19 protein-coding genes are annotated in these 22,473 nt (G+C 63.8%); 10 read left to right on the top strand and 9 right to left on the bottom strand.

The window, feature by feature from the left end:
* The first annotated feature begins 389 nt into the window (after window positions 1-389).
* Window positions 390-3,239 carry a molybdopterin-dependent oxidoreductase gene (locus DESTE_RS06600; protein ID WP_084559387.1) on the top strand — a complete coding sequence of 950 codons (2,850 nt, stop codon included), beginning with the start codon at window positions 390-392 and terminating at the stop codon, window positions 3,237-3,239.
* Between the two features lie 39 nt (window positions 3,240-3,278).
* On the opposite strand, the gene DESTE_RS17550 is transcribed toward DESTE_RS06600, so the two are convergent.
* From DESTE_RS17550 to DESTE_RS06585, 6 genes are all read right to left on the bottom strand, one after another.
* Complete coding sequence (locus tag DESTE_RS17550; RefSeq protein WP_156925283.1) at window positions 3,279-4,571, bottom strand: DUF4135 domain-containing protein; 1,293 nt, start codon at window positions 4,569-4,571, stop codon at window positions 3,279-3,281.
* A 170-nt stretch (window positions 4,572-4,741) separates the two neighbouring features.
* Window positions 4,742-5,152: a GNAT family N-acetyltransferase gene (locus tag DESTE_RS17545; RefSeq protein WP_198015334.1), complete on the bottom strand. Its 411-nt coding sequence runs from the start codon at window positions 5,150-5,152 to the stop codon at window positions 4,742-4,744.
* A 17-nt stretch (window positions 5,153-5,169) separates the two neighbouring features.
* Complete coding sequence (locus DESTE_RS18180; protein WP_198015333.1) at window positions 5,170-5,760, bottom strand: hypothetical protein; 591 nt, start codon at window positions 5,758-5,760, stop codon at window positions 5,170-5,172.
* 708 nt (window positions 5,761-6,468) lie between these two features.
* Entirely contained in the window at window positions 6,469-7,911 is a 1,443-nt protein-coding gene (locus DESTE_RS06595; protein WP_035066238.1) for a catalase, read from the bottom strand.
* Between the two features lie 223 nt (window positions 7,912-8,134).
* A complete protein-coding gene (locus DESTE_RS06590) occupies window positions 8,135-8,644 on the bottom strand; it encodes a Fur family transcriptional regulator (RefSeq protein WP_051384355.1) in 510 nt (169 codons plus the stop codon).
* Between the two features lie 179 nt (window positions 8,645-8,823).
* Entirely contained in the window at window positions 8,824-9,849 is a 1,026-nt protein-coding gene (locus DESTE_RS06585; protein ID WP_035066235.1) for a TerC family protein, read from the bottom strand.
* Window positions 9,850-10,258: 409 nt separating this feature from the next.
* Here DESTE_RS06585 and DESTE_RS18535 point away from each other — a divergent pair, with 409 nt between their 5' ends.
* From DESTE_RS18535 to DESTE_RS06565, 5 genes are all read left to right on the top strand, one after another.
* Window positions 10,259-10,384 (top strand): hypothetical protein, encoded by a 126-nt coding sequence (locus tag DESTE_RS18535; protein ID WP_281172046.1) that lies wholly within the window; start codon window positions 10,259-10,261, stop codon window positions 10,382-10,384.
* A gap of 646 nt (window positions 10,385-11,030) precedes the next feature.
* Window positions 11,031-11,390: a TraR/DksA family transcriptional regulator gene (locus DESTE_RS06580; protein ID WP_035066232.1), complete on the top strand. Its 360-nt coding sequence runs from the start codon at window positions 11,031-11,033 to the stop codon at window positions 11,388-11,390.
* Window positions 11,391-11,613: 223 nt separating this feature from the next.
* Window positions 11,614-13,212 carry a fused MFS/spermidine synthase gene (locus DESTE_RS06575; RefSeq protein WP_035066230.1) on the top strand — a complete coding sequence of 533 codons (1,599 nt, stop codon included), beginning with the start codon at window positions 11,614-11,616 and terminating at the stop codon, window positions 13,210-13,212.
* Window positions 13,213-13,424: 212 nt separating this feature from the next.
* On the top strand, window positions 13,425-13,964 hold the full coding sequence (locus tag DESTE_RS06570) for a CreA family protein (RefSeq protein ID WP_198015332.1): 540 nt from the start codon (window positions 13,425-13,427) through the stop codon (window positions 13,962-13,964).
* Window positions 13,965-14,235: 271 nt separating this feature from the next.
* Window positions 14,236-14,973: a DUF4412 domain-containing protein gene (locus DESTE_RS06565; RefSeq protein ID WP_156925282.1), complete on the top strand. Its 738-nt coding sequence runs from the start codon at window positions 14,236-14,238 to the stop codon at window positions 14,971-14,973.
* Window positions 14,974-15,088: 115 nt separating this feature from the next.
* Here DESTE_RS06565 and DESTE_RS06560 read toward each other — a convergent pair whose 3' ends face one another.
* Together DESTE_RS06560 and msrB are read right to left on the bottom strand one after the other, a co-directional pair.
* Window positions 15,089-15,400, bottom strand: a complete 312-nt coding sequence (locus DESTE_RS06560) for a DUF5334 family protein (RefSeq protein WP_051384354.1) — start codon at window positions 15,398-15,400, stop codon at window positions 15,089-15,091.
* Window positions 15,401-15,455: 55 nt separating this feature from the next.
* Window positions 15,456-16,304 carry a peptide-methionine (R)-S-oxide reductase MsrB gene (gene msrB / locus DESTE_RS06555; protein ID WP_035066227.1) on the bottom strand — a complete coding sequence of 283 codons (849 nt, stop codon included), beginning with the start codon at window positions 16,302-16,304 and terminating at the stop codon, window positions 15,456-15,458.
* Window positions 16,305-16,827: 523 nt separating this feature from the next.
* On the opposite strand from msrB, the gene DESTE_RS06550 reads away from it, so the two are divergent.
* The 4 genes from DESTE_RS06550 (at window position 16,828) to moaA (ending at window position 20,612) form a co-directional block, all read left to right on the top strand.
* A complete protein-coding gene (locus DESTE_RS06550; protein WP_035066224.1) occupies window positions 16,828-17,739 on the top strand; it encodes a formate dehydrogenase accessory protein FdhE in 912 nt (303 codons plus the stop codon).
* On the top strand, window positions 17,739-18,560 hold the full coding sequence (locus tag DESTE_RS06545) for a formate dehydrogenase accessory sulfurtransferase FdhD (protein WP_051384353.1): 822 nt from the start codon (window positions 17,739-17,741) through the stop codon (window positions 18,558-18,560). Before DESTE_RS06550 ends, DESTE_RS06545 begins: the two co-directional genes overlap by 1 nt.
* Entirely contained in the window at window positions 18,557-19,354 is a 798-nt protein-coding gene (mobA, locus tag DESTE_RS06540; RefSeq protein ID WP_156925281.1) for a molybdenum cofactor guanylyltransferase, read from the top strand. The genes DESTE_RS06545 and mobA overlap by 4 nt, the downstream gene beginning before the upstream one ends.
* A gap of 91 nt (window positions 19,355-19,445) precedes the next feature.
* Window positions 19,446-20,612 carry a GTP 3',8-cyclase MoaA gene (moaA, locus tag DESTE_RS06535; protein WP_245590762.1) on the top strand — a complete coding sequence of 389 codons (1,167 nt, stop codon included), beginning with the start codon at window positions 19,446-19,448 and terminating at the stop codon, window positions 20,610-20,612.
* Window positions 20,613-20,777: 165 nt separating this feature from the next.
* On the opposite strand, the gene DESTE_RS06530 is transcribed toward moaA, so the two are convergent.
* Complete coding sequence (locus DESTE_RS06530) at window positions 20,778-22,196, bottom strand: carbon starvation CstA family protein (protein ID WP_035066221.1); 1,419 nt, start codon at window positions 22,194-22,196, stop codon at window positions 20,778-20,780.
* Window positions 22,197-22,473: the final 277 nt, after the last annotated feature.

Here is a 22,473-nt window from a genome sequence, read left to right as displayed (position 1 = left end):
GTATGGTTTGCGGGCGCGGCGCATGGCCATGCGGCCCGCCATGTGGATAATGACGATAATGGCGATAATGGCGATAATGACGATAATGACGATGATGCGCGGCGCGCGGGATAGCGCGGGCGCCGCCATGGTTGTAGCGCCGGGACGCTCCCTTAACAAGGGGATGGCGCATCCCGAACGGCTGCGGGCAGACGGCTACGGGCAGACGGCTGCGGTGCGGACGGGTGGCGGGCGCCCGGCGGGAGGGAGAGGCGGCTACACGGGGCACGGGGCCGCTTGCCCCGCCGGGCGGGCTGTGCCATGAACGGGACTGCGGGCGCGCGGGCAGGGCACGCCCCGTTCCGGCCTTCGGGCCGCCATCCGGGGGTTGCGCCACGGGATGGAACGACATGTGCACCACAGCGGCTCATGCGCCCGGCATTGCGCCGGGCCTCGCGCTTGCTCATGACGGGGGCGAGGCTTCCGGTGAGAAGCGCATCATTACCAGTTGCACCCGCGACTGCCCCAACAGCTGCGGCCTTGTGGCCACCGTGCGCGATGGCCGTCTGGTGCGGCTTGCGGGCGACCCGGACCACCCGCTGACGCGCGGCAAGGCCTGCGTCAAGGCGCAGCGCTATGTGAAGCGGGTGTACAGCCCGGAACGCATCACGCACCCGCTGCTGCGCGACCACCGCACCCAGCCGTGGCGGCGGGCCACGTGGGACGAGGCGCTGGACCGCATCGCCGCGCGCATGACCGCCATCCGCGACGAATCGGGCACGGAAGCCATTCTGTACTATCAGGGCTACGGCGAACGTACCGCGCTGAAGCTGCTGAACCGCTATTTCTTCAACCTGTTCGGCGGGGTGACCACCCTGCGCGGCTCGCTGTGCGGCGGGGCGGGGCAGGGTTCGCAGAACCTCGATTTTGGCGAACGGGTCTCGCACGACCCGCTGGACCATTACAACTGCAACTCGCTCATCCTGTGGGGCCGCAACCCGGCATCCACCCAGATCAGCCTGGTGCCCATCCTGCGCGAGATTCGCAAGCGAGGGGCAACGGTCGTTCTGGTGGACCCGGCCCGCAATCGCTCGGCCCCGCTGGCCGACCGGCATATCGCCCCGCGCGCGGGCACCGACGCCTTTCTGGCCATGGCGGTGACCAAACTCATCCTGCATGCCGGGGGCGAGGACCGCGAATTCATGCAGCATCACGCTGAGGGCGCGGCGGAATACCTGCGCATCCTTGACCGGTACACGGTGGACGACCTGTGCGCCCGTTGCGGCGTACCCGTGGCCGACGCGGAATTTCTGGCGGACATGGTGCTGCGCCAGCGGCCCACGTCCATCCTGCTAGGCTGGGGCATGCACCGGCACGAGGCGGCGCACCTGTCCATCCGCGCCGTGGACGCGCTGGGGGCCATAAGCGGCAACATCGGCGTGCCGGGCGGCGGGGTGAGCCAGGGCTTCGAGGAATACGGCCCCTACGACCAGCAGTACTGGGGCGACGGGCTGAACCCGCCCCGGCGCACCCTGTTGCTGCCCGAGATTGGCCGCGAGATTCTGGACGCGCGCGACCCGGAAATCCGCATGATCATGGTCACGGCGGGCAACCCGGCTTGCATGGCGGCGGATGCCGGGGCCGTTACCCGCGCCTTCCGCAAGGCGGAATTCGTGGTCTATTCCGGCCACTTCATGGACGACACGGCGGATCTGGCCCACGTATTCCTGCCCGCCACCACCTTTCTGGAAGAAGACGACGCCATGGCCAGCTACGGCCACAACTACGTGGGGCCGGTGAACAAGGCCATCGAGCCGGTGGGAGAGTGCCGTTCGGAATTCATGATGTTCCACGATCTTGCGGCGCGCTTTCCCTTTGCCGAACGGTTTCGGCGCGGGGTGGACGAGTGGCTGTGCGACCTGTGCACGCCCATGTGGGCGCAGGGCTGCACGCTGGAGCGGCTGCGCGCCGGGGCCTACCGGCTGGACGCGCCCATGGCGCCCTACGCGGACAAGACCTTTCCCACGCCGTCCGGCAAGTTCCGGTTCATGACCGACTTCGACCCCGCTGGGCTGGGCGCGGTGGAGCCGGACTATCCCTACCGCCTGCTGACCATCGCCCCGCACGGGTACATCTGCTCCGAGCGCACCATGGCCGAGCACGACGCCCTGACCGAGGTGGTGCTGGCCACAAAAGAAGCCGCCCGGCTGGGCCTGTCCGACGGGGCGGTGGTGCGGGTGGAAAGCAGGGTCGGCGCGGTGAAGGCCGTCCTGCGCACCGCAGACGGCCAGCGGGCGGACATCCTGGTGGCCGAGCGCGGCGGCTGGAACAAGGCCGGACACGGGCTGAACCTGCTCACCCGCGCGCTGGCCAGTCTGGTGGGGCGCGGCACGCCGTACTACGAAACCTGCGTGCGGGTAACCCCGTGGCCCGACGATGGTGTCACGGGGCTGCGCGTGCTGGTGGTGCGGCACAGCGACGACGCCCCCTGCGGCAACTTCTGCAAGGAACTGGCGCGCTGCGGCGCGGCGCTGACCACCCTGCGACCGGGGCAAGGTGATGTTTTGCCTGCGGCGGGAGATGCGCTGCCGTCGCTCGACGCAGCCCTGGCCGGGTACGACGCGCTGGTGGTCCTGGGCGGCCCGCAGCACTGCTGGGACGACGAAGGCTCGCCCCATTTCCCGCACCTGATGGATCTGCTGCGCGTCTTCGACGCGGCGGGCAAGCCGGTGGCTGGCATCTGCCTGGGAGCGCAACTGCTGGCCCGCGCCCATGGCGGCAGGCCGTGGACCATGGACGCGCCGGAGTTCGGCTTTGTGGCCTTCATGCCCACCGACGCGGGTCTGAGCGACCCCGTGTTGGGTCCGGCTCTGTCCGGGGCGCTGCCCCTGCCGCGCCTGATGTCTTTCCACGAAGACACCTTCGACCTGCCGCAGGGGGCCACCCTGCTGGTGCGGGGCGACCGGTGCCGCAACCAGTGCTTCCGCGTGGGCAACGCCTCGTACGGGTTCCAGTTCCATCTGGAGGTGGATTCCGCCATCGTGCAGGACTGGGTGGACATATTCCGCAAGGGGCGCATGAGCGAATACGCAACCTACCGCGAGAAGTTCGACGACGTGTACTTCGACGACCTGGCCCGCGACATGCCACTGCTGGTTGAAGCCTCCGAGGTGTTCTGCCGCAAGGTGGCGGCGGCGTGGCTGGCCCTTGCCCGGCGGGAGAACGGCTTAGCATCTCCAGCACAAATTCAGTACGGGTAAGACCGTGTCTGACTATTGCCTTAGTGCATGCCCATCCCTCTAGTGATTTTTTTCTTCTATTATTCTGACGACACTCTTGAATGCATCCTTGAGTTTTGGGATGAGTGTTTTCTTAAGTGACATTGCGCTCGCGTCTCGTATCGTACGCTCAAGTATTGTCGCTGGTGGTTTACTGTGATTTTTAGATATCACTCCTGTCCTGTGGTGCAGAGCCCCATTACGATTCGCCCAGAAATAAGGTATATCTCCTTCTTCGAAATCTGCTATCTCAGCCTTTGTAAGGCGATGGATGTTGCTGGTGAGATTTCGCGTTTCTCTTGCTGTTAATGTGTGGGCAAGCAGTCTTTTTTGTACTTCAGATATGCGCATTGCTGTGCTTTGTGGGAAAGGCGTCCAAAGCAGTAATTGTGTTATTTTGTAAAATGCTGTAAATCTTGGCAGGTATCTGATTTTTATATTTTTTTCGTATAGAATGGCTGCTGACGTATCTATAAAGTGTTTTCTTCGTGATTTAATTAAGTTGAAACATGCTGCAAAACCATCGACGAGTGCGGAGATGTTTTTTTTGTTATCCAAGGGTATTGAATCTTTTTTGTTTAATGAGTGATGTGTGTATTCTATCGTTTTTAAAAAGCTTAGTTCATTGTTGAGTATATTCGCTTCAATGTTTGTAAATTGGTAAATGTCGTTCATGGCGTAGTGCAAATATTGCAATATTCCTGAATTTAATACGATTTCTGAGTGATCTGGCAGGGTGTCATCCAGAATGATCTCCCCGTCGATAATGTAGGGCATTCCGTTTGTGACAATGATGTTTTCGAAGTGAAGGTCTGTTGCTTTTGTGTATAAAGAAATGCACATTACCATTCCAAGTGCAAACATAAACCCAGATATGTCGTTTCCGTTGTTTATTCCTTCTACTTTAATAAATTTTTTGATGCAATAATTTCCATTTTCGTGTGCTTCAATTTTTTGGATTGGAGGATTGTTGCATATTTTATCGTGAAATGCTTCGGTGATGAAGCTGTTTATGACCCTTTGGGTTGCGCAGCATGACGGTTTGAATACGTATTTTTCTTTTGAATATGCAAGGATGACGTTAAAAAACAGCGTCTCTCTTCCAAGGTTGTGTGAGTCGCTTCCAGGGAATTGTATTTCAAGAGAGTAAGGCTGTGTGGGAAATTTTGTTCTGATGAAGGCATGTATTTCGTTGAGGGCAACGGTGATGTATTTTGTTTTGTTTTTAACTATGCGCTGAAATGTCTCGTCAATGTAGCTAAGCGAGATAAGTTCTGCGAGTCTTGTGTCGAAATTGTTGTTAATGCCAGCCATCAAGGTGATCGATGGCGCGTATAGTTCGATGCCTATTTTAACGAGCCGCTGTTCAAGTGTTTTTAGATCACACTCGAAAGGTGTACGCACTGGAAATTCTTTGAAGTAGCATCGAACAAGCTCTTTTACAGAATCAGTCAGGGCTTGTTCGATGCTTTGGGAGTGGAGGTTCACCGCAGAGCCCGGCGAGCATGGGCGGACAACTTGTCTCTTTGGGTCAAGCCTGCGCGTGTAAAGAAAATTTCTGTGCCTTTTAGAGGGAGCAGGTATATAGCTGTATGTTCAAAGTCTTGAACAAATTTGCTTAACAGTGCGGTTCCGATGCCTTGCCTTTGCATGTCTTTTCCGACAACCAATTCGGCAAGCCATGTGGCGAATACGTTGTCGGTGAAAGCTCGAATAAAACCAATAGGTTCTTTGGATTTGTTGATTGCAATGCGATAGTAGTCTGTGTTTGTGAACGCTTCTTTGATTTTTTTCCAATCGTATGCGGTTCCCCATCCGCATGATACATAGATATGCCCAATGTGTGTGCATGTCTGTTCGGTGAGGTCTGCTTTGTCAACTATAGAAAACTCCATTTGCATTTTCTCCTCGTCTAAGAGTGGCAAGATTGGCAGGCTGCGCTTCCGCTGCTTCCCCCGGGAATGATTACGTTGTCGCATGTTCCTGTTGCGCAACATGTTGTAGAGTCTGCGACGGACGTTATTGATTTTGTATGTAGCTCGATTTCATACGCCTGTAACATGTTTACAGGGTTCTTTGGAATTATTAAGTTATTGTTATCCGCGTCTGGATGGATTGGTATTATTTCAAACGAAGTTGGGCCGTGGGATTTTTTCATTATTATATTTGGTTTTTCGATAAATTTTTCAAAAATTCGGCTGTCTGAATTTATATAGTCCATGAATTCTTGAGTTATTCTGTAGTCGTTAGATGCTATTTTTAATTTTCCATTATGCCTAACTACGTAAACATACACGCAGTCCTCGTTGTTTACATAAAGTTTGTGAGTGTCTCCTGTTGAATAATTTCGGGCAGTGCTTACGACCTCGTTACTGTTGAGTTGTTTTATGTCATGATTCCATATGTCCAGAACGCGTCTCGCGTAATTTATATCCTTTGCGTTCGTGAGAAGTGGATTTGAAACCACAGAGGCAGCAGCCAGAAATTGGATCAAGGTTTTCATTTCTGCTCCTATTTTCGGTTTAGGCGGGAAGCTATACAGGCACATTGTCGATATTGAAAGTCAAAGTCAATAAATTTATTTGCAGCTTTTGGAATGGCAATGCCAGGTGCCAAAGGGGGACGGAGGAGCCTTCCCCACGCGTTGTGTACACTATTTATACTGTTCAGGGGCGCGGTTACGGCTGCCGTAACGGGGGCCTCTCTGGGAAAGTTGTCGTTTGTTAATAGTCTGAAGCCCCGGCCCCGCGCCGGGGTTTTTCGCGTGGCGGCGGCAGGCGAAAACGACTGGCCCGTGGCCCCGCGCCGGGTCGTGCGTCAATGGTGTGGGGAGCGTGTTCCGCGTTGACCTGCCCGTGGGCGGGCCGTCCCCGGATTTCGCGCATCTCCGGCGTGCAGATGGCGGGGATGCCCACCGGAAGGTACACCGGCCTGACAAGGCGGTCCCGTTCCCCGTTCTCAGGTTCAATGGCACGACGCACAAGGCCCCCGGCACGTCCACACGTGACGCCGGGGGCCTTTCCGCGTGGCCGTGCAGGGGTGGCCCGCGGACAGGAGGATGCACCAAGGAACGGATGCATCACGGTATTCCGCCGGGCATTCCGCCGGTTGCGGGGTGCAGCCCGCGCCGTCGGAACTCCGGATCGGAAAAGCGGGGCGATGGGGGAAGGCGGCGGGCCTGCCCGCAAGGGAGTGCCCGCCGCCTGCCGCACTACATCTTCAGGCCCAGGGCCTTGGCCACGCCCGCGCCGTATGCGGGATCGGCCTTGGCGCAATTGCCCACATGGCGGCGCTTGATTGCTTCCGGTGCATCGCCCATGGCCCGGGCGGTGTTCTGGAACAGTACTTCCTGCTGTTGCGGGGTCATCAGGCGGAACAGGCGTCCCGGCTGGTCGAAGTAGTCCACGTCGTCGCAGGTGTATTCCCAGTGCCCCGCCTCGCCGCTGAGGGCCAGCGGGGGCTCGGCGAAGTCGGGCTGCTGCTGCCATTCACCGTAGCTGTTGGGCTCGTAGGCCAGGGTGCTGCCGTGGTTGCCGTCCACGCGCATCATTCCGTCGCGGTGGTAGCTGTGCATGGGGCAGCGCGCGGCGTTTACCGGGATCAGGTGATGGTTCACGCCCAGCCGGTAGCGGTGCGCATCACCGTAGGAGAACAGGCGGCCCTGCAACATCTTGTCGGGCGAAAAGCCGATGCCCGGCACCACGCTGGCGGGGTTGAACGCGGCCTGCTCCACCTCGGCGAAGTAGTTTTCGGGGTTGCGGTTCAGTTCCAGCACGCCCACCTCGATGAGCGGGTAGTCCTTGTGAAACCATACCTTGGTCAGGTCGAAGGGGTGGTAGGGGCAGGTGTCCGCGTCCTTTTCGGGCATGACCTGCACGTACAGGGTCCAGCGGGGGAAGTCGCCGCGCTCGATGCTGTCGTACAGGTCGCGCTGGTGGCTTTCGCGGTCCCTGGCCACGATGGCCTCGGCCTCGGCGTCGGTCAGGTTCTTGATGCCCTGCTGGGTGCGCAGGTGGAACTTTACCCAGTAGCGCTGGTTGTCCGGGCTGATGAAGCTGAAGGTGTGGCTGCCGAAACCGTGCATGTGCCGGTAGCTGGCGGGGATGCCCCGGTCGCTCATGACCACGGTGACCTGGTGCAGCGCCTCGGGCAACGAGGACCAGAAATCCCAGTTGTTTTTGGCGCTGCGCATGTTGGTGCGCGGGTCGCGCTTCACGGCGTGGTTCAGGTCGGGGAATTTCAGCGGGTCGCGCAGGAAGAAGACCGGGGTGTTGTTGCCCACCAGGTCCCAGTTGCCCTGTTCCGTGTAGAACTTGATGGCGAAGCCCCGGATGTCGCGTTCCGCGTCGGCCGCGCCGCGTTCGCCCGCCACGGTGGAAAAGCGCACGAACAGGTCGGTCTTCTTGCCGATTTTCGAGAACAGGGCGGCCTTGGTGTACCTGGTGATGTCGTGGGTGACGGTGAAGGTGCCGTACGCGCCGGACCCCTTGGCGTGCATGCGCCGCTCGGGGATTACCTCCCGGTCGAAGTGGGCCAGCTTTTCCAGAAACCACACGTCCTGCAGCAGCATGGGGCCGCGCGGCCCGGCGGTCATGGCGTTCTGGTTGTCGGGTACGGGGGCGCCTGCGTTGGTGGTGAGCTTGTGCTTGGTCATGGATTCCTCCTGTTGGGGGTGGCTGTTAAGGGGGGGCCAGCGGGTAGCAGTCCGGAGAGACTGGCGTTATAGAAGATGATAAAAATACTTTCGTAATAATTATTATCCATAAGCCGGAAACCCTGTCAATAAAAATGAAAAGGCCCGGCGTGGCCGGGCCTGATGTGCTGGTGATGTCCTGTAAATGTAGTGAAATGTGGATAGACAGCGTGGTCGGGCCGCTTCAGTCTGAAGGATGTTCTGTGTCTCGGGTGCGGGCGGCTTTCGTCTTGGTCACCGCGCAATCCTGGGTTTTTTGATCCGTATTCCGACAGGTTGGGCACAGCCCGAACATGTCGAAGCGGTGGCTGTCCACGGTAAAGCCTGTTTCCGCCGCCATGCGCGCCACCATTTCGTCCAGCCCCTGCAACGAGTAGTCGGCGATGGCCCCGCAGCGTGTGCAGATAAGGTGGGGGTGCGGTTCCGGGTGCCTGCCGTCATAACGGCTGCCCAGTTCGCCAAAGCCCAGTTCCAGCACCTCGCCGTCTTCCTTCAGCAGGGCGATGGTCTTGTACACCGTGGCCAGACTGGTGGTGGGAAAGTCCGGCAGGATGGCCTGGTGCAGTTGTTCCACCGTGGGGTGCCCATCGTGTTCGACCAGGGCGCGGATGATGGCTGCCCGCTGCGGGGTAAGCCGGTGCCCGTTGTCGCGCAGACGGTCCAGCAGGGTGGCGAGGCGGGTGCGGGTATTCATGAAAGCCGGTGCGTTCCGGAGCCGGGGCGGTTGTCGTGGGGCCTGTGCGTCCAGTTCGATCAGCTGCGACCAGTCGCAGCCGATCGTGGATGCCCGCCTTCGTCCCTTGCGGGCCGGAGGCGGAGCAGCCTGAAGATCGGTTGATCGTGGATAAAAGATATTCCGGGGTGGGTAGGGTGTCAACGCGGGGGCTTGCCGGTGCCGCCGGTGGCCTCTTCGTCCTTGCTCGGGGTGCCCGGCACCCAGCCCAGGGGCGGGGCTGCCTTTTCTTCGTCCCCCCCGTCGGGCGCCCCCCGCGTCTTCAGCACCGAAATCAGCATGGACCCGGCGATGATGCCGAAGGTCACCAGCAGGGCCACGCCGGTGGAAATGATCTTGGCGTCGAAGGCGGCGTTGACGATCATCTTGGCGCCGATGAACACCAGTACCAGCGACAGGCCGTACTTGAGGTAGCGGAAGCGGTGGATGACCCCCGCCAGCGCGAAGTACAGCGCCCGCAGGCCCAGAATGGCGAACACGTTGGAGGTGTAGACGATGAACGGGTCGGTGGACACCGCGAAGATGGCGGGGATGGAATCCAGCGCAAAGATCAGGTCGGACACCTCGATGATCACCAGCACCACCAGCAGCGGAGTGGCGTGCAGCAGGCCGTTCTTGCGTACCACGAAATGCCCGCCCTCGTAGCCTTCCGTCAGCCGGAGGTGGCGGCGGAACAGCCGCACCACCCGGTTGCCGGAAAGGTCGGGCTCGCTGTCGGCGGCCAGCAGCATCTTGATGCCGGTAACCACCAGAAACCCGCCGAACAGGTAGATCACCCAGTGGAAGGCATTCAGGATGGCCGCCCCGGCCAGGATAAGCCCGGCGCGCATGGCCAGCGCGCCCAGAATGCCCCAGAACAGCACCCGGTACTGCAAGGCGGCGGGCACCGCGAAATGGGTGAACACCAGCACGAACACGAAGATGTTGTCCACGCTGAGGCTTTTTTCGATGAGGTAGCCGGTGATGTATTCCAGCCCCTTCTGCTCGCCCATGAACACGAACACGCCGCCGCCGAAGGCCAGTGCCAGCACGAAGTAGGCAAGGCTCATCCACAGCGCGCCGGACAGGGACATCTCCTTGTCCTTGCGGTGCAGCACGCCAAGGTCGAAGGCCAGCAGGACGAGCACGAAAAGATTGAAGCCGCCCCAGAGCATGTAGCCGGACATGTATGTTCTCCCTGCCAGGTTAGGTCGGATGGTGTCGCATGGGGTGAAGCGGTGCGAAACCGCGCGCCGGGCCACGCGTTGGGGGTGCTGGCCTGCGGGGACGCTTTTCGATGCTCGCAATCTAGCAGGATGGCGGCATGGACGCAACGCGGCGGTCGGGCGGGGCGTTGCCGCATTGCCGTACGGTGTGCCGGTGCGCCAGAAGGGGCGGGGCATCCGGTAACGGCTTGCCACGTGGCCGTCACGCCGTTGCGCAATGTTTTGCACCGTGCGGAAAAGAAACGCATTTTGGCTTGCGCGACAGACCATCCCGGACTATAGCGCATGCAACGGGGACCGCATTGCGCAGGAAGGCGCCCAGGGCGCCGCACCTCGCCACCTTCAACCGTCGCAGAAGGATGTCCGTTCGATGAGGTACTTGTTGCTGGCCATCATCATTCTCACCTCGGCCCTGTTCACGTTCGTCCATGCGCAGAACGAGGTAACGCGCGATGCTGCGGCATCCGCGCCCTTTGAAGCAACGCAGGACCGCTGAGCCAAGCGGCGTTCCACGCCGGCGAGCGCGCCGACCAGCCTTCGGGCCGGTCGGCGCGTTCCGTTTTTTCGGTGTCCGGGGTGCGTCCGTATGCCTTGCGCCCTGTGGAAGGTCCGGGCCGGGCTGGCGCGTTGCGTAAGCCGCGGTTTGTCACCCCTCGTCGTGAGTTCACTGCGGGTGATATGCTGCCAGCGTCGAACGCAAGATAATTCATGGCGTTGTGCACTGCGGGTGCAGCATGGTGCGAAGCACGGAACAGGTTGCGCAGCAGGGCTTGCATTGCCCGCAGGAAGATGTATAGTAGGGCCGTTGCGTCCGAAACAGTTCTTTCGTGAAGCACACGGCATTTACCCTCAGAAGCTGAACAAGGAATCTCCCATGCGTTTCATTTCCCTTTCCGTCCGCGCCACCGCATTCACCGGTTCCGACCGGTCCTATGCCCGTGGTGAACGCGCCACCGGGACGGGAGGGGGCGCATAGCGGCATTCCGCACGCACACGCAACACGCGGCCCCGTCCACCAGCCTGGTAGACGGGGCCTTTTCTTTTTCCCCACCCGACAAACTTGCCCCAAGGGGCACCCGGCGTCTGGCCGCCCCCCGCGCACTGCACGGGCAGGGCCAAGGCCGCGCCGAAGGAGGAACGACATGCGCGAAGAAACCATTGCCGTGGTACGGCGCAGACTGAAGCAGGAAATCCGCGACCTGCGCGAGGCCCTGGACCGCTGGCGCGGCCTGCAGGGCGTGGAGGATGCGAACGACCCCGAACGGCTGCCCGATGTGGAAGGCATGACCTACCGTTCGTGGAAGCAGCGCACCGAGGCCCGCTTGCAGGTGCTGCGCGCCACGCTGGAACGGCTGGACGACGAGGACTTCGGCTACTGCGACGACTGCGGCAACGAGATTCCCGCCGCGCGGCTGCTGGCCGTGCCCACCACCAACCGCTGCGTGCACTGCATGTCCGCGCGCGAAGAGCGCGGGGTGCAGGCCCGGCCCATGGTGTTCTGACAGGGGGGCTCCGCATTGGCGGGGCCCCTTTTGCATGCCCGGAACTCCCCGTCTCGCCCGTCTCCCCGTTTCGCCCGGCCTTCCGGGCCCGCCAGCCACGTCCGTTCCCTGCCTTTTTCCCCGCCGTCCCCGTTGCCTCTCCGCCCCGCCCCCTGTTACAGCAAAAACAGGACATCCCTCCGCTTTTTCTCCATCCCCCATTTCCTTCCCCGCTGGAGGCCCCATGCTCGACGCGATCATGTTCCTGTCCGGCGCCATGGTCATGGTGCTCGAAATGGTGGGGGCGCGCCTGCTGGCGCCGCACCTGGGCACCTCGGTCATCGTCTGGACCAGCCTTATCGGGGTGGTGCTGGCCAGCCTGAGCGCGGGCTACTGGCTGGGCGGGCGTCTGGCCGACCGCACCCTGTCGCGTCGCACCCTGTCGCGTCGCACCCTGTCGCGCATCCTGGCCGGGGCCGCGCTGTCCGTGCTGGCCGTGGCCCTGACGCATGGCCGGGTGGTGGGCTGGGTGGCCGGAGGGCTGGATTCGCTGTACCTCGCCGCCGTGGTGGCCGCCGTGCTGCTGTTCGCCGTGCCGGGCATGCTGTGCGGCATGGTATCGCCCTATGTGGTGCGCCTGGCCCTGTCGGACATGGACACCTCCGGCGCGGTGGTGGGGCGGCTGTACGCCGTGTCCACGGCGGGCAGCATCCTGGGCACCTTTCTGGGGGGCATGGTGCTGGTTTCGTGGTTCGGCAGCACGCTGATCCTGCACGGGGTGGCGGCCTGCCTGCTGGCGGCCTCGCTGCTGGCGCACCCCCGCGCGCCGCTGGCCCGGCTGGCCCTGCTGGCCGGGGTGGGCGCGCTGGCCTGGGCCTCGCACGCCTATGCCGCCTTTGCGGAACGCTACTACGGCGTGCGGGTGACCGAGACGCCGTACAACCACATCCGTGTCTACGACGCCACCCTGGCCGGGCGGCCCCTGCGCCTGCTGGCCACCGATCCGGGCCGCTACCAGTCCGCCGCCTATCCCGACGACATGGCCGAACTGGCCCTGCCGTACACCCGCTTCTATGCCCTGGGCCCGGCGCTGGCGCCCGGCGCGCGCCGGGTGCTCATGCTGGGCGGCGGCGGGTATTCCGTGCCCAAGTGGCTGCTTTCCGGGCGGGCGGGGCTGGACGCGGAGAACTTGCGGGTGGACGTGGTGGAACTGGACCCCGGCATGACCGGGGTGGCCCGTCAGCACTTCGGCCTGATCGACGACGCGCGGCTGCGCATCTTTCACGAGGACGCGCGGGCCTTCCTGAACCGGCGGGCGCGGCAGGCGGAGGCCGGGCCTGACGTCCTTTCCGGCGGCGACGCCACAGGAAGAGGGGACGGCGCGACTCGCTACGATCTGATCTTCACCGACATCTTCAATTCGTACTATTCCGTGCCGTTCCACGTGGGCACGGTGGAGGCGGCCCGCCGCATGCGCGCGCTGCTGGCCGACGACGGGGCCGTGGTCATGAACATCATCTCCGCCGCCGGGGGCGAGGACGGGCGGCTGTTCCGGGCCATCCGCGCGGCGTTCGCCGCCTCGTTCGCGGACGTGCGGGTGTATGCCGTGGCCACAGCCGATTCGACGGACTACGTGCAGAACCTGATGCTGGTGGCCCGCCCCGTGACGGGGCTGCCGGAAACGCCCGCCGCCGCCCTGACGCCGGACGTGCGCGAGATGCTGGCCCGCCGTCTGGAATTGCCCCCGGTGGGGTCGGGCGCTGCGCGTGACGACGTGCCCCCGCTGACCGACGACTACGCCCCCGTGGAGCGGTATGCGCTGGGGTTGGTGCGCTGGCGGTAGGGGCTGCTTCCACGGGCCCGGTCGCCCGTTGGCATCGGCCCCGAAGGTCACGAAGCGCGCCCGACGGGCAGGTTTGCGCGTCGCTCCGCGATAACGTGGGAGGGGGGTGATGTCCCCTCCGCCGCCATCCCGGCCTTGCATCATCCGCGCGATGCGTTATCCTGAAAGCTGGTTGCGTTCATCCGACGTCACGAAGCCCAAGGAGCATCGCCATGCATCCCCGTACCCGCACCGCCCGCCCCCGCGCCGTGGCCCTTGCCGCCACCCGCGACGATACCTTGTCCGTCGTCCTGCTGGCCTCCGTCGTCCTGCTTCTGCTGCTCGGCATGCTGGCGCTGGCTGCCCCGGCGCGCGCCGACGACAGCGAAGTGGGCTGCGTGACCACCGAATGGAAGCTGCTGGGCGCCAACCATCAGGTGTGCGTCTTCGCCTTCCAGGACCCGCGCCTGCCCGGCGTGTCGTGTTTCATCAGCCAGGCCAAGACCGGCGGCATCAGCGGCAGCCTGGGCCTGGCTGAAGACCCGTCCAACTTCTCCGTCTCGTGCAGCCAGACCGGCCCCATCACCATTCCCGACAAGCTGCCCGCCAAGGAAAACGTGTTCAAGGAATCGACCTCGGTGTTCTTCAAGGCCACCCGGGTTACCCGGCTGTGGGACAAGGAACGCAACACCCTGGTCTATCTGGCGGTAAGCCGCCGGGTCATCGAAGGTTCGCCGTACAACTCCGTATCCACGGTACCGGTGCGCCCGTAGGGGACACGGTACGTCCTTCATGGCGATTTCCGGTTTCCCCGTACCGGCTTTTTGCCCGGCCTGACAGCAAGGCCCGTCGCGATCGCGGCGGGCCTTCGTGCTGCCAGGGGCTGGCTGTCCCACTCCGGCTCTTGGGCTCCGGCTCTTAGGCTCCGGTTATCAGGCTCCGGTTATCAGGGGTTTGCCCGAATCGCGGCAGGTGCGTTATGTTACGAGGCGGGGATGGCCGAACCACGCCCTATGCCGCGCGCACGGGCTCGGAGGTAGCCGGATGCAGAACATGTACGGGATGCTGGCCGCATCCAGAAAGATCGTGATCGCGACGTGCCTTGCCGCGGCGATTTTCGGGTGGGCCGTGGCGGCGCGGGCGGGCAGCGTCAGCGACTATGCCGGGGACATGGTGTCGCTGGACGAGGCGGGCAAGGTGGAGAACACCAGCCGTCTGTTCTTTTCCGGCGGCAAGGTGCGCGTGGAAGTGCCCGCGCAAGAGGGCATGGGGCCCATGGTGCTCATCCTGCGGCCAGACCGCAAGGTGCAGTGGATCATCGACGAGGCGGCCAAGACATACTTCGAGCAGCCCCTGGACGACGCGGCGCCCCTGAATCCCTCCATGCACATGCCCATGGGCGACAGCACCGTGAAGGAAGAGCCGTTGGGCGCCGAAACGGTGAATGGCTACGTCACGCACAAGAAGCGGGTTACCACAACCTCCAGGATCATGGGCCACGCCCAGACCACCGTGTCCACGGTGTGGACGGCCGACGAGTTCGACGTACCCCTGCGGGAGCGTGATGAAACCGGCGAAACCGAGGAGTTCCGCAATATCAAGGTGGGGACGCAGCCTGCCGCGCTGTTCGAGGTGCCCAAGGGGTATGCCCGGAGCAAGGGCATGCCCGGCATGGCGGGGATGCCGGATATGAAGGATATGCCGGATATGAAAGGCATGCCGGATATGAAGGCGCTGGAAGGCATGGGCATGCCGCCGGGAATGAAACTGCCGGGGCAGTAGCCGCAACCTGTGGAAAAGAGACGACATAAAGGGCCAGGCATGAAAATGCCCGGCCCTTCTTTCTGGTGTCCGGCTGTGCAATTGGCGATGACCCCGGCGGGCGGACTGGCGTGTCCTAGCGGGCTTCCATCACCAGAATGCGCGTGCGCCCGGTGTCGGACTCGCGCACGGTAATCTCCACGGTGCGGGCATTGTTCTTTACGGCGTCCACCATCAGCGTGGCCGTCTCCTTGGTGTCGCAGTCGAACACATCGACGATCTCGCCGCGCATGGGCACGGCATCCACGTCGACTTCCACGAGATGGCCCGTTTCGGTGTCAAAGCCGTCCCACGCCATGGCGGCGCAGGGCAGGGTCAGGGACAGCAACGCGGCCAAGGCGAACAGGCGGATGAACGGGCGGACGAGCGGGCGGATGGTGTGCTTCATCCGGCCCGTGTAGCAGAGCCGGAACGGTGCGGCAAGTGCGTATTTTGCCGGTGTGTTACGGAAGCATCTTGAGGAATTCCCCGTATCCCTCGGCCTGCATGGCCTCGCGCGGGACGAAGCGCAACGCGGCCGAGTTCATGCAATAGCGCAGCCCCGTGGGCGCCGGGCCATCGGAAAACACATGCCCCAGGTGCGACCCGGCAATGCGGCTGCGCACCTCGGTACGCACCATCCACAAGGTGCGGTCCATGTGTTCGGTCACCACGTCGGATGCCACGGGCCGGGTGAAGCTGGGCCAGCCGGTACCCGAATCGTACTTGTCGGACGAAAGGAACAGCGGCTCGCCCGACACCACGTCCACGTAAATGCCCTGGCGTTTTTCATCCCAGTATTCGTTGTGGAAGGCGCGTTCCGTGCCTTCCTTCTGGGTGACCTCGTATTGCAGCGGGGTGAGGCGGGCGCGCAGTTCCTTGTCTGCGGGCTTGGAAAAGCGCTGCCATGGTGCGGGTGTGGTCATGGGATTGTCTCCCTTGATCCCGGGTGCGTCATGTGTGCCGTTGGGCACGACGTCCGGGGAGTGTGTCGGAAGGGGGGCGGCATCGGTTGCGGCCATGTCCGTCGCTGCCGCAACGGGTGCCGATGCGGATTGTTGCGCCGCCATGCCCGGCTGCCCGGCCAGCAGGGCGAACAGCAATACGGCCAGCATCAGCCAGAGCAGGTCGGGCAGGCCGTCGCGTGCGCGGAAGCGGCCGTGAACGGTGCGGGGCGGGGTGGCTTCCGCCGCTTCCTTGCCGGGCCGATGGCGCGGAACGCGCGGCAGGCGGGCGGCAACCCGCGAGAACAGGCGTGGCATGGCGTTCGGTGAACGGCGGAGGGGGCGCGTGGTGGCGCGTGGAGCGTGCATGGTTGCCTCCCGGCGGTGCCTGTGCGCCGCCCGGCCCGGGGCCCTGCTCCGGTCCCCTGCGTCTTGCCGGGGCATTTCCGGGTAGGGCGGGCCTCTCTTGTACAGGTAGAGCCTGCGGGGGCTGTGTCAAGGCAGGGGGAGGACTGGCGGTGAGACGCAGTGGGCAACCACAAGGGCATAAGGAGCATACCGGCCATGCCGGACAGACCAGACAAGCAGGACATGCCGGACAGGCCAGACAGGCCACGCACGCGGCGGGCCGGGGGTGAAATGCGCCCGCATGGTTCACAGAGGCCCGGAACATGGTTACCGTAACATCCCGGACCGGAGACGGACCGCCCGATGCGGAGCCGGTCCGGTGCAAGACCTTGCGCAGGAGCCCCCGCCATTGAACGGGCCCGCCAAGGGCTGTAGGGTGCCTGTCAGGGGTGTGTCTTCGCAAGACACGGTCTGGCGGAAATCCGTGACCGGCAAATTCGCCTGCCAAGGCCACATCCCATCCACGTTCCACTCAGGAGAACGCATGACCTTCGATTCCGAACGCGAGCTGCAACGCCTTGAAGGCAAACTGAAAGCCCTGCGCAGCAAGGAATACATCCCCGACGCCCTGCTGGAAATCGTGGCGCGCACCGCCGCCATCCAGCTGGAGGCGCGCGCCGCCGAACCCGCTGTCCCGCTGCCGGAACTGGCCACGCCCGAGGCCCACGCCCAGGGCGCGCCGCTGCTCCCGCGCGATGCCTTTACCTACGACCGGGCGCGCACGGCGGCCACCTTCGGTCGGCTGCTGGCCATGATGCGCGCCGCAGGGGGCAGCCTTGGCCCCGCCGCCGAGGTGGTGCGCGAGGCCATGGAAAAGGGCGAGCTTGCCGTGGAGGACGCCTGTGACGCGGCCCTGCGCGACGATGCGGCCTGGTTCGACGCCTGGGCCCTGCGCCTGAACGACGCCCCCAGCCTGGTGCGGTTTCTGGCCATGGGCAGCGTGGTGCCATCGGTGGAAGTGCTGGCCCAGGCGGTGGCGGCGGAACACGCCCGCCGCACGGGCGCGGACCAGCCGGGCGCCACCCCGGTGGTGTGGCAGCACGGCCACTGTCCGGTATGCGGCAGCGCGCCGCTGGTGGGGCGTCTGGTGGGCAAGGAAGGGGCGCTGCACCATACCTGCTCGTTCTGCCGTCACGAATACCGCGCCAAGCGGTTGCAGTGCCCGTTCTGCCTGGAAGGTGAATCGAAGAACCTCGAATACTTCACCGCCGACGGCGAACCCGGCTTTCAGGTGCACGTCTGCAAGTCGTGCAAGGGGTACATCAAGGTGGCGGATTTCCGCGAGTTCGACCGCATCTCCATCCCGGTGCTGGACGACCTGGAATCGCTGGCGCTGGACATCGTGGCCCGCCAGCAGGGCTATGCGCGGCCCACTCCGTCGGCCTGGGGGTTCTGATGGCCGGGCGAGACGCGACCGGATTGCCGACAGGGGCCATTCCGCGCCACGTTTCCGTGCGCCGCTACAAGGACGCGGCCTGGGGCGACGTGGACGACGTTCTGAGCCGCGAAGTGCCGGTGCGCGTGGAGTGGGGGCCGGAACCCGGAGACGCGGGCACAGCGGGCACACTGGGCATTGCCGCCGGGGCCACCCGGCTGTGGGCCTGGCCGCACGGCCTGGCCGACCTGGCCCTTGGCCATGTGCTGCTGGACCGGGTGCATCCCGCCGTGACCGGGCAGGAGCCGGGGGCGTGGGGCATCCGCCATGCGGGCACGGTGACCGAAGTGAGCGAGGGCGGCAGCCTTGGCTTTGCCGTAAGCCTGCGTGCCACACCGCGCGTCACGGCGCCGCAACCGCCCATGCCCATGCGGGCCGCCGTCCTGCTGGACGCCATGCGCGCCTTCATGGGCGAGGAAGGCTTGTGGGACGGCACCGGCTGCTTTCACCGCGCGGGCGTGTACGACCCCGTGCAGGGTCGCCTGCTGCGCCGGGCCGAGGACATCGGTCGCCACAACTGCATCGACCGGCTGGCCGGATGGGCCACGCGTGAAGGCGTGGACCTGGGCCCCCGGCTGCTGCTGGTTTCCGCGCGGGTGACGGCCAGCCTGTTCGCCAAGGCGCGCAGGGCGGGCTTTTCGTTCATCGTCAGCCGTTCCGCCGTGACCACCGGTTCGGTGGACATGGCCACGGAACAGGGGGTGACCCTGGTGGGTTTTGCGCGGGACCGCGAGGAACGCTTTACCGTGTTTGCCGATGCCGGGGGCAGGGTGCTGGAATGAGCCGACGGGGCACGGAACACGCGGCGGACATGCCGGAGGAAGGGGGGGACGCCACCCCCGGCGCTGGTGTCGACGTGGCCGTGGCCCCCGCGCCTGACGGTTCGCCGGTTCGTGATGACCCGTCTGGCCGTGACGACATGTCTGGCCGTGATAACATGTCTGGCCGCGACGACGCGCACGGCATCGTCGGCGTGGTGCTGGCGGGTGGGCTGTCCACCCGGCTGGGGCAGGACAAGACCCGGCTGCACCTGCACGGTGATGCCGCGCCAGGCATGCTGGCCCGTACGGCGGCGCTGCTGCACGCGGTCACCGGCGAGGTCTGGATATCCTGCCGGGGCAACCGCCCCTGCCCGGTGTCCGAAACGGGCGTTGACGGCCCCTACTACCGCCTGAACGACGAGGTGGAAGGCATGGGACCGTTCGGCGGGGTGATCACCGCCCTGCGCGTGGCCCAGGGACCGGTGCTGGTGTTGTCGTGCGATCTGCCGTTCATGGAGCGCGCCGTGCTGGAACGGCTGCTGGCCCACCGGGCCGCGCGCAGGCCGGGCGCGGTGATGACCACCTTCCAGCAGGTGGAGACCGGCTTCATCGAATCGCTGGTGGCCGTGTACGAATTCGAGGCCCTGCCGCTGTTCCGGCAGGCGCTGGAGGACGGGGAACGTAAACTGAGCCGGGTGGTGCCGCCGGATCTGCGCGAGCATATTCCTTACACGGTGCGCGAAGCCTTGCCGTTCTTCAACATCAACTATCCCGCCGACCTCGAGATGGCCCGGCGGATCATCGGCGGGCTGTAGCGGGCAGGCCGCACGGGCCGCGCGCATGCCCCTCTTCCGGAACACCGGGAGCGGGAACGCCGGAAACCGGAATGCCGGGAGTTGGAATGTCATGACCAGTACCACCGTGATGGCCAGGAATGCCGACGCACCCACCACCAGCGCATCCGCAGCGCCCGGCTCCAGACCCGGCTCCGATCAGGACGCCGCGGCAGACCGCGCCACCCTGACCGACGCCCACGGTCGCAAGGTGCGCTATCTGCGCCTGTCCATCACCGACCGCTGCAACCTGCGCTGCTCGTACTGCTGGGGCTGCACGGAAATGCGCTTCATCCCACATGACGACGTGCTGCGCTACGAGGAAATGGCGCGCATCGTGGACGTGGCCGTGGAAGAGGGCGTGGAAAAGGTGCGCCTGACCGGGGGCGAGCCCTTCGTGCGCAAGGGGCTGACCGGCTTTCTGGACATGCTGCACCAGCGCCACCCGGCCCTGGACATCCGCATTACCACCAACGGCACCCTGCTGGCCCCGCACGCCGCCGCACTGCGCGGCCTTGGCGTCAGCACGGTGAACATCTCGCTGGACACCTTCCGGCGCGACCGTTTTGCCGCCACCACCGGGCGCGACATGCTGCCCCAGGTGCTGGACGGCATCCACGCCGCGCTGGATGCGGGCCTGGCCGTGAAGATCAACGCCGTGGCCCTGAAGGGCGTCAACGACGACGAACTGGCCGCCTTCATCGATTTTGCGCGCCGGAATCCCGTTGACGTGCGGTTCATCGAATTCATGCCCATGGGCGGCGGCACCAGTTGGACAGAAGACCAGTTCTGGGGCGCGCCGGACATCCTGTCGGCGGCGCAGCGTCTGGCGGACCTCGTGCCCCTGGCCCCCGGCGAACGGCGCAAGGGACCGGCCAAGCTGTGGGGCATTGCCGGGGGGCTGGGCCGCTTCGGCCTCATCACGCCCCTGTCCGACCACTTCTGCGGCGACTGTAACCGCCTGCGCGTAACCCCCGACGGGCGGCTGCGCACCTGCCTGTTCTCCGACCGCGAATACCGGCTGCGCCCGCTGCTGCGCCATCCGAAACTGGGCATGGACGCGGTGCGCAAGGTGCTGCGCCTGGCCAACCGCCGCAAACCCCTGGGCTACCAGCTGCTGGCCAGGGTGCGCGCGGGCCAGCTGGCCGAACTGCGGGGGGCGGGGCAGGAACTGCCCAATGCCCCGTGCGAGGGCGGCACCGCCGTGGCCAATCGCCGCATGAGCGCCATCGGCGGGTAGAGGGAACGCCATTTTGCCATCCTCCGTCCGGCAGGTTCCGGACGGCGCCAGACGGAACAGATAGTTGCAGCCAACGAAAAGGCGGGGTCCACGTGGACCCCGCCTTCGTTTCGTGCATGCCGGGGAAATCCGGCCATGCCTGTGCGTCGTTGGCCGATCCCGCGGTTACGCCGGGGACGCCTCGAACGCCTTGCGCTTGAACAGGAACAGGATCAGCGAACCGGCAGCCGTGGCAACGCCGATCCACGTGGAGACATCCAGCGGCAGGCCCAGGCCGATCTTGGCGTAGCACAGGTAGGTGGTGCACACCGAGGTCATGAAGGTGGCGGGCACGCTGGCGATCCAGTGGAACATGCCCCGCCGCACCAGGTAGGCGGCGGCCGCCCACAACACGATGGTGGCAAGGGTCTGGTTGGCCCAGCCGAAGTAGCGCCAGATCAGGTCGAAGTTCATCTGCGACAGGATGGCGCCCACCACGAACAGGGGCACCGCGATGAGCAGGCGCTTGGCCTTTTCCACCTGCGAGAAGTTCAGGAAGTCGGCAATGGTCAAACGCGCGGAGCGGAAGGCCGTGTCGCCAGAGGTGATGGGCAGTACCACCACGCCCAGAATGGCCAGGATGCCGCCCACGGGGCCCATCAGCGCGATGGACACGTCCTTGACCACCTTGCCCGGGCCGCCAGCGGCCAGGGTGGCGTTGAGCGCATCGGGGGTCTGGTAGAAGGTCATGCCCAGGGTGGCCCAGATCAGGGCGATGACGCCCTCGGCGATCATGGCGCCGTAGAAGATGGGGCGACCGCAGTTTTCATCGGGCACGCAACGGGCCATCATGGGCGACTGGGTGGCATGGAAGCCCGAAATGGCCCCACAGGCGATGGTGATGAACATCAGCGGCCACAGGGGCAGGCCCTTGGGGTGCTGGTTGGTCCACTGGGCGGCGGGGTAGAAGTCGAAGCCCTTGATGAACAGCATGGCGGTAAGGCCCACGGCCATGATCAGCAGGATGACGGCGAACAGCGGATAGATGCGCCCGATGATCTTGTCCACCGGCAGGATGGTGGCCAGGAAGTAGTAGGCGAAGATGATCACCACCCACACCAGCAGGGTCCAGTCGGTCATGCTGGCCAGCAGCGCAGCCGGGCCGGTGACGAAGACCACGCCCACCAGCAGCAACAGCACCACCGAGAAGAAGCGCATGAACTGCTTGAAGCCGTAACCCAGGTTGTAGCCCACCACGTCGGGCACGGACTTGCCCGCGTAGCGCACCGAAAGCATGCCCGAGAAGTAGTCGTGCACACCCCCGGCAAAGATGGAGCCCAGCACGATCCACACCAGCGCCCACGGGCCGTACAGCGCGCCCAGAATGGGGCCGAACACCGGGCCAAGCCCCGCGATGTTCAGCAGCTGGATGAGAAATATCTTGCCCGGGGACATTTTCACGTAGTCAACGCCGTCGGCCATGGTGCAGGCAGGGGTTGACTTGCAGTTATCTGCCCCAAAGAACCGCTCGACGACACGGCTATACACCATGTAGCCGATGATAAGCGAAGCCACGCTTATGATGAAATACATTACAGAAGGCATACTCTTCTCCTTTCGTTGCCCCGCCGTATCGTGATTTGACGTTGACGGAGTGTTTCCTGTGCGTGTTATATTGATATTTTGTGTGACTTTTCTGGTTTATGAGCAGAATTATGCATGAGTATTGTCTGTTTTTGCGTGATAAATTTGTGATTTCATGAACTTTTATGTTGAGTGGATTTTGAAAATCATCATAGATGTATTTGTGTTGGTGTTGATTTTGTAGTGGTGCATGTGTCTATTGTTGTATTTTTGTGCTGGATGGTGGAGTGCTACAAGT

This window comes from Nitratidesulfovibrio termitidis HI1 (genome assembly GCF_000504305.1).
GTDB classification, from domain to species: Bacteria; Desulfobacterota; Desulfovibrionia; order Desulfovibrionales; family Desulfovibrionaceae; genus Cupidesulfovibrio; species Cupidesulfovibrio termitidis.
The sequence above is the reverse complement of the archived record's forward strand: the minus strand, read 5'-3'. Positions and strand labels throughout refer to the sequence as shown.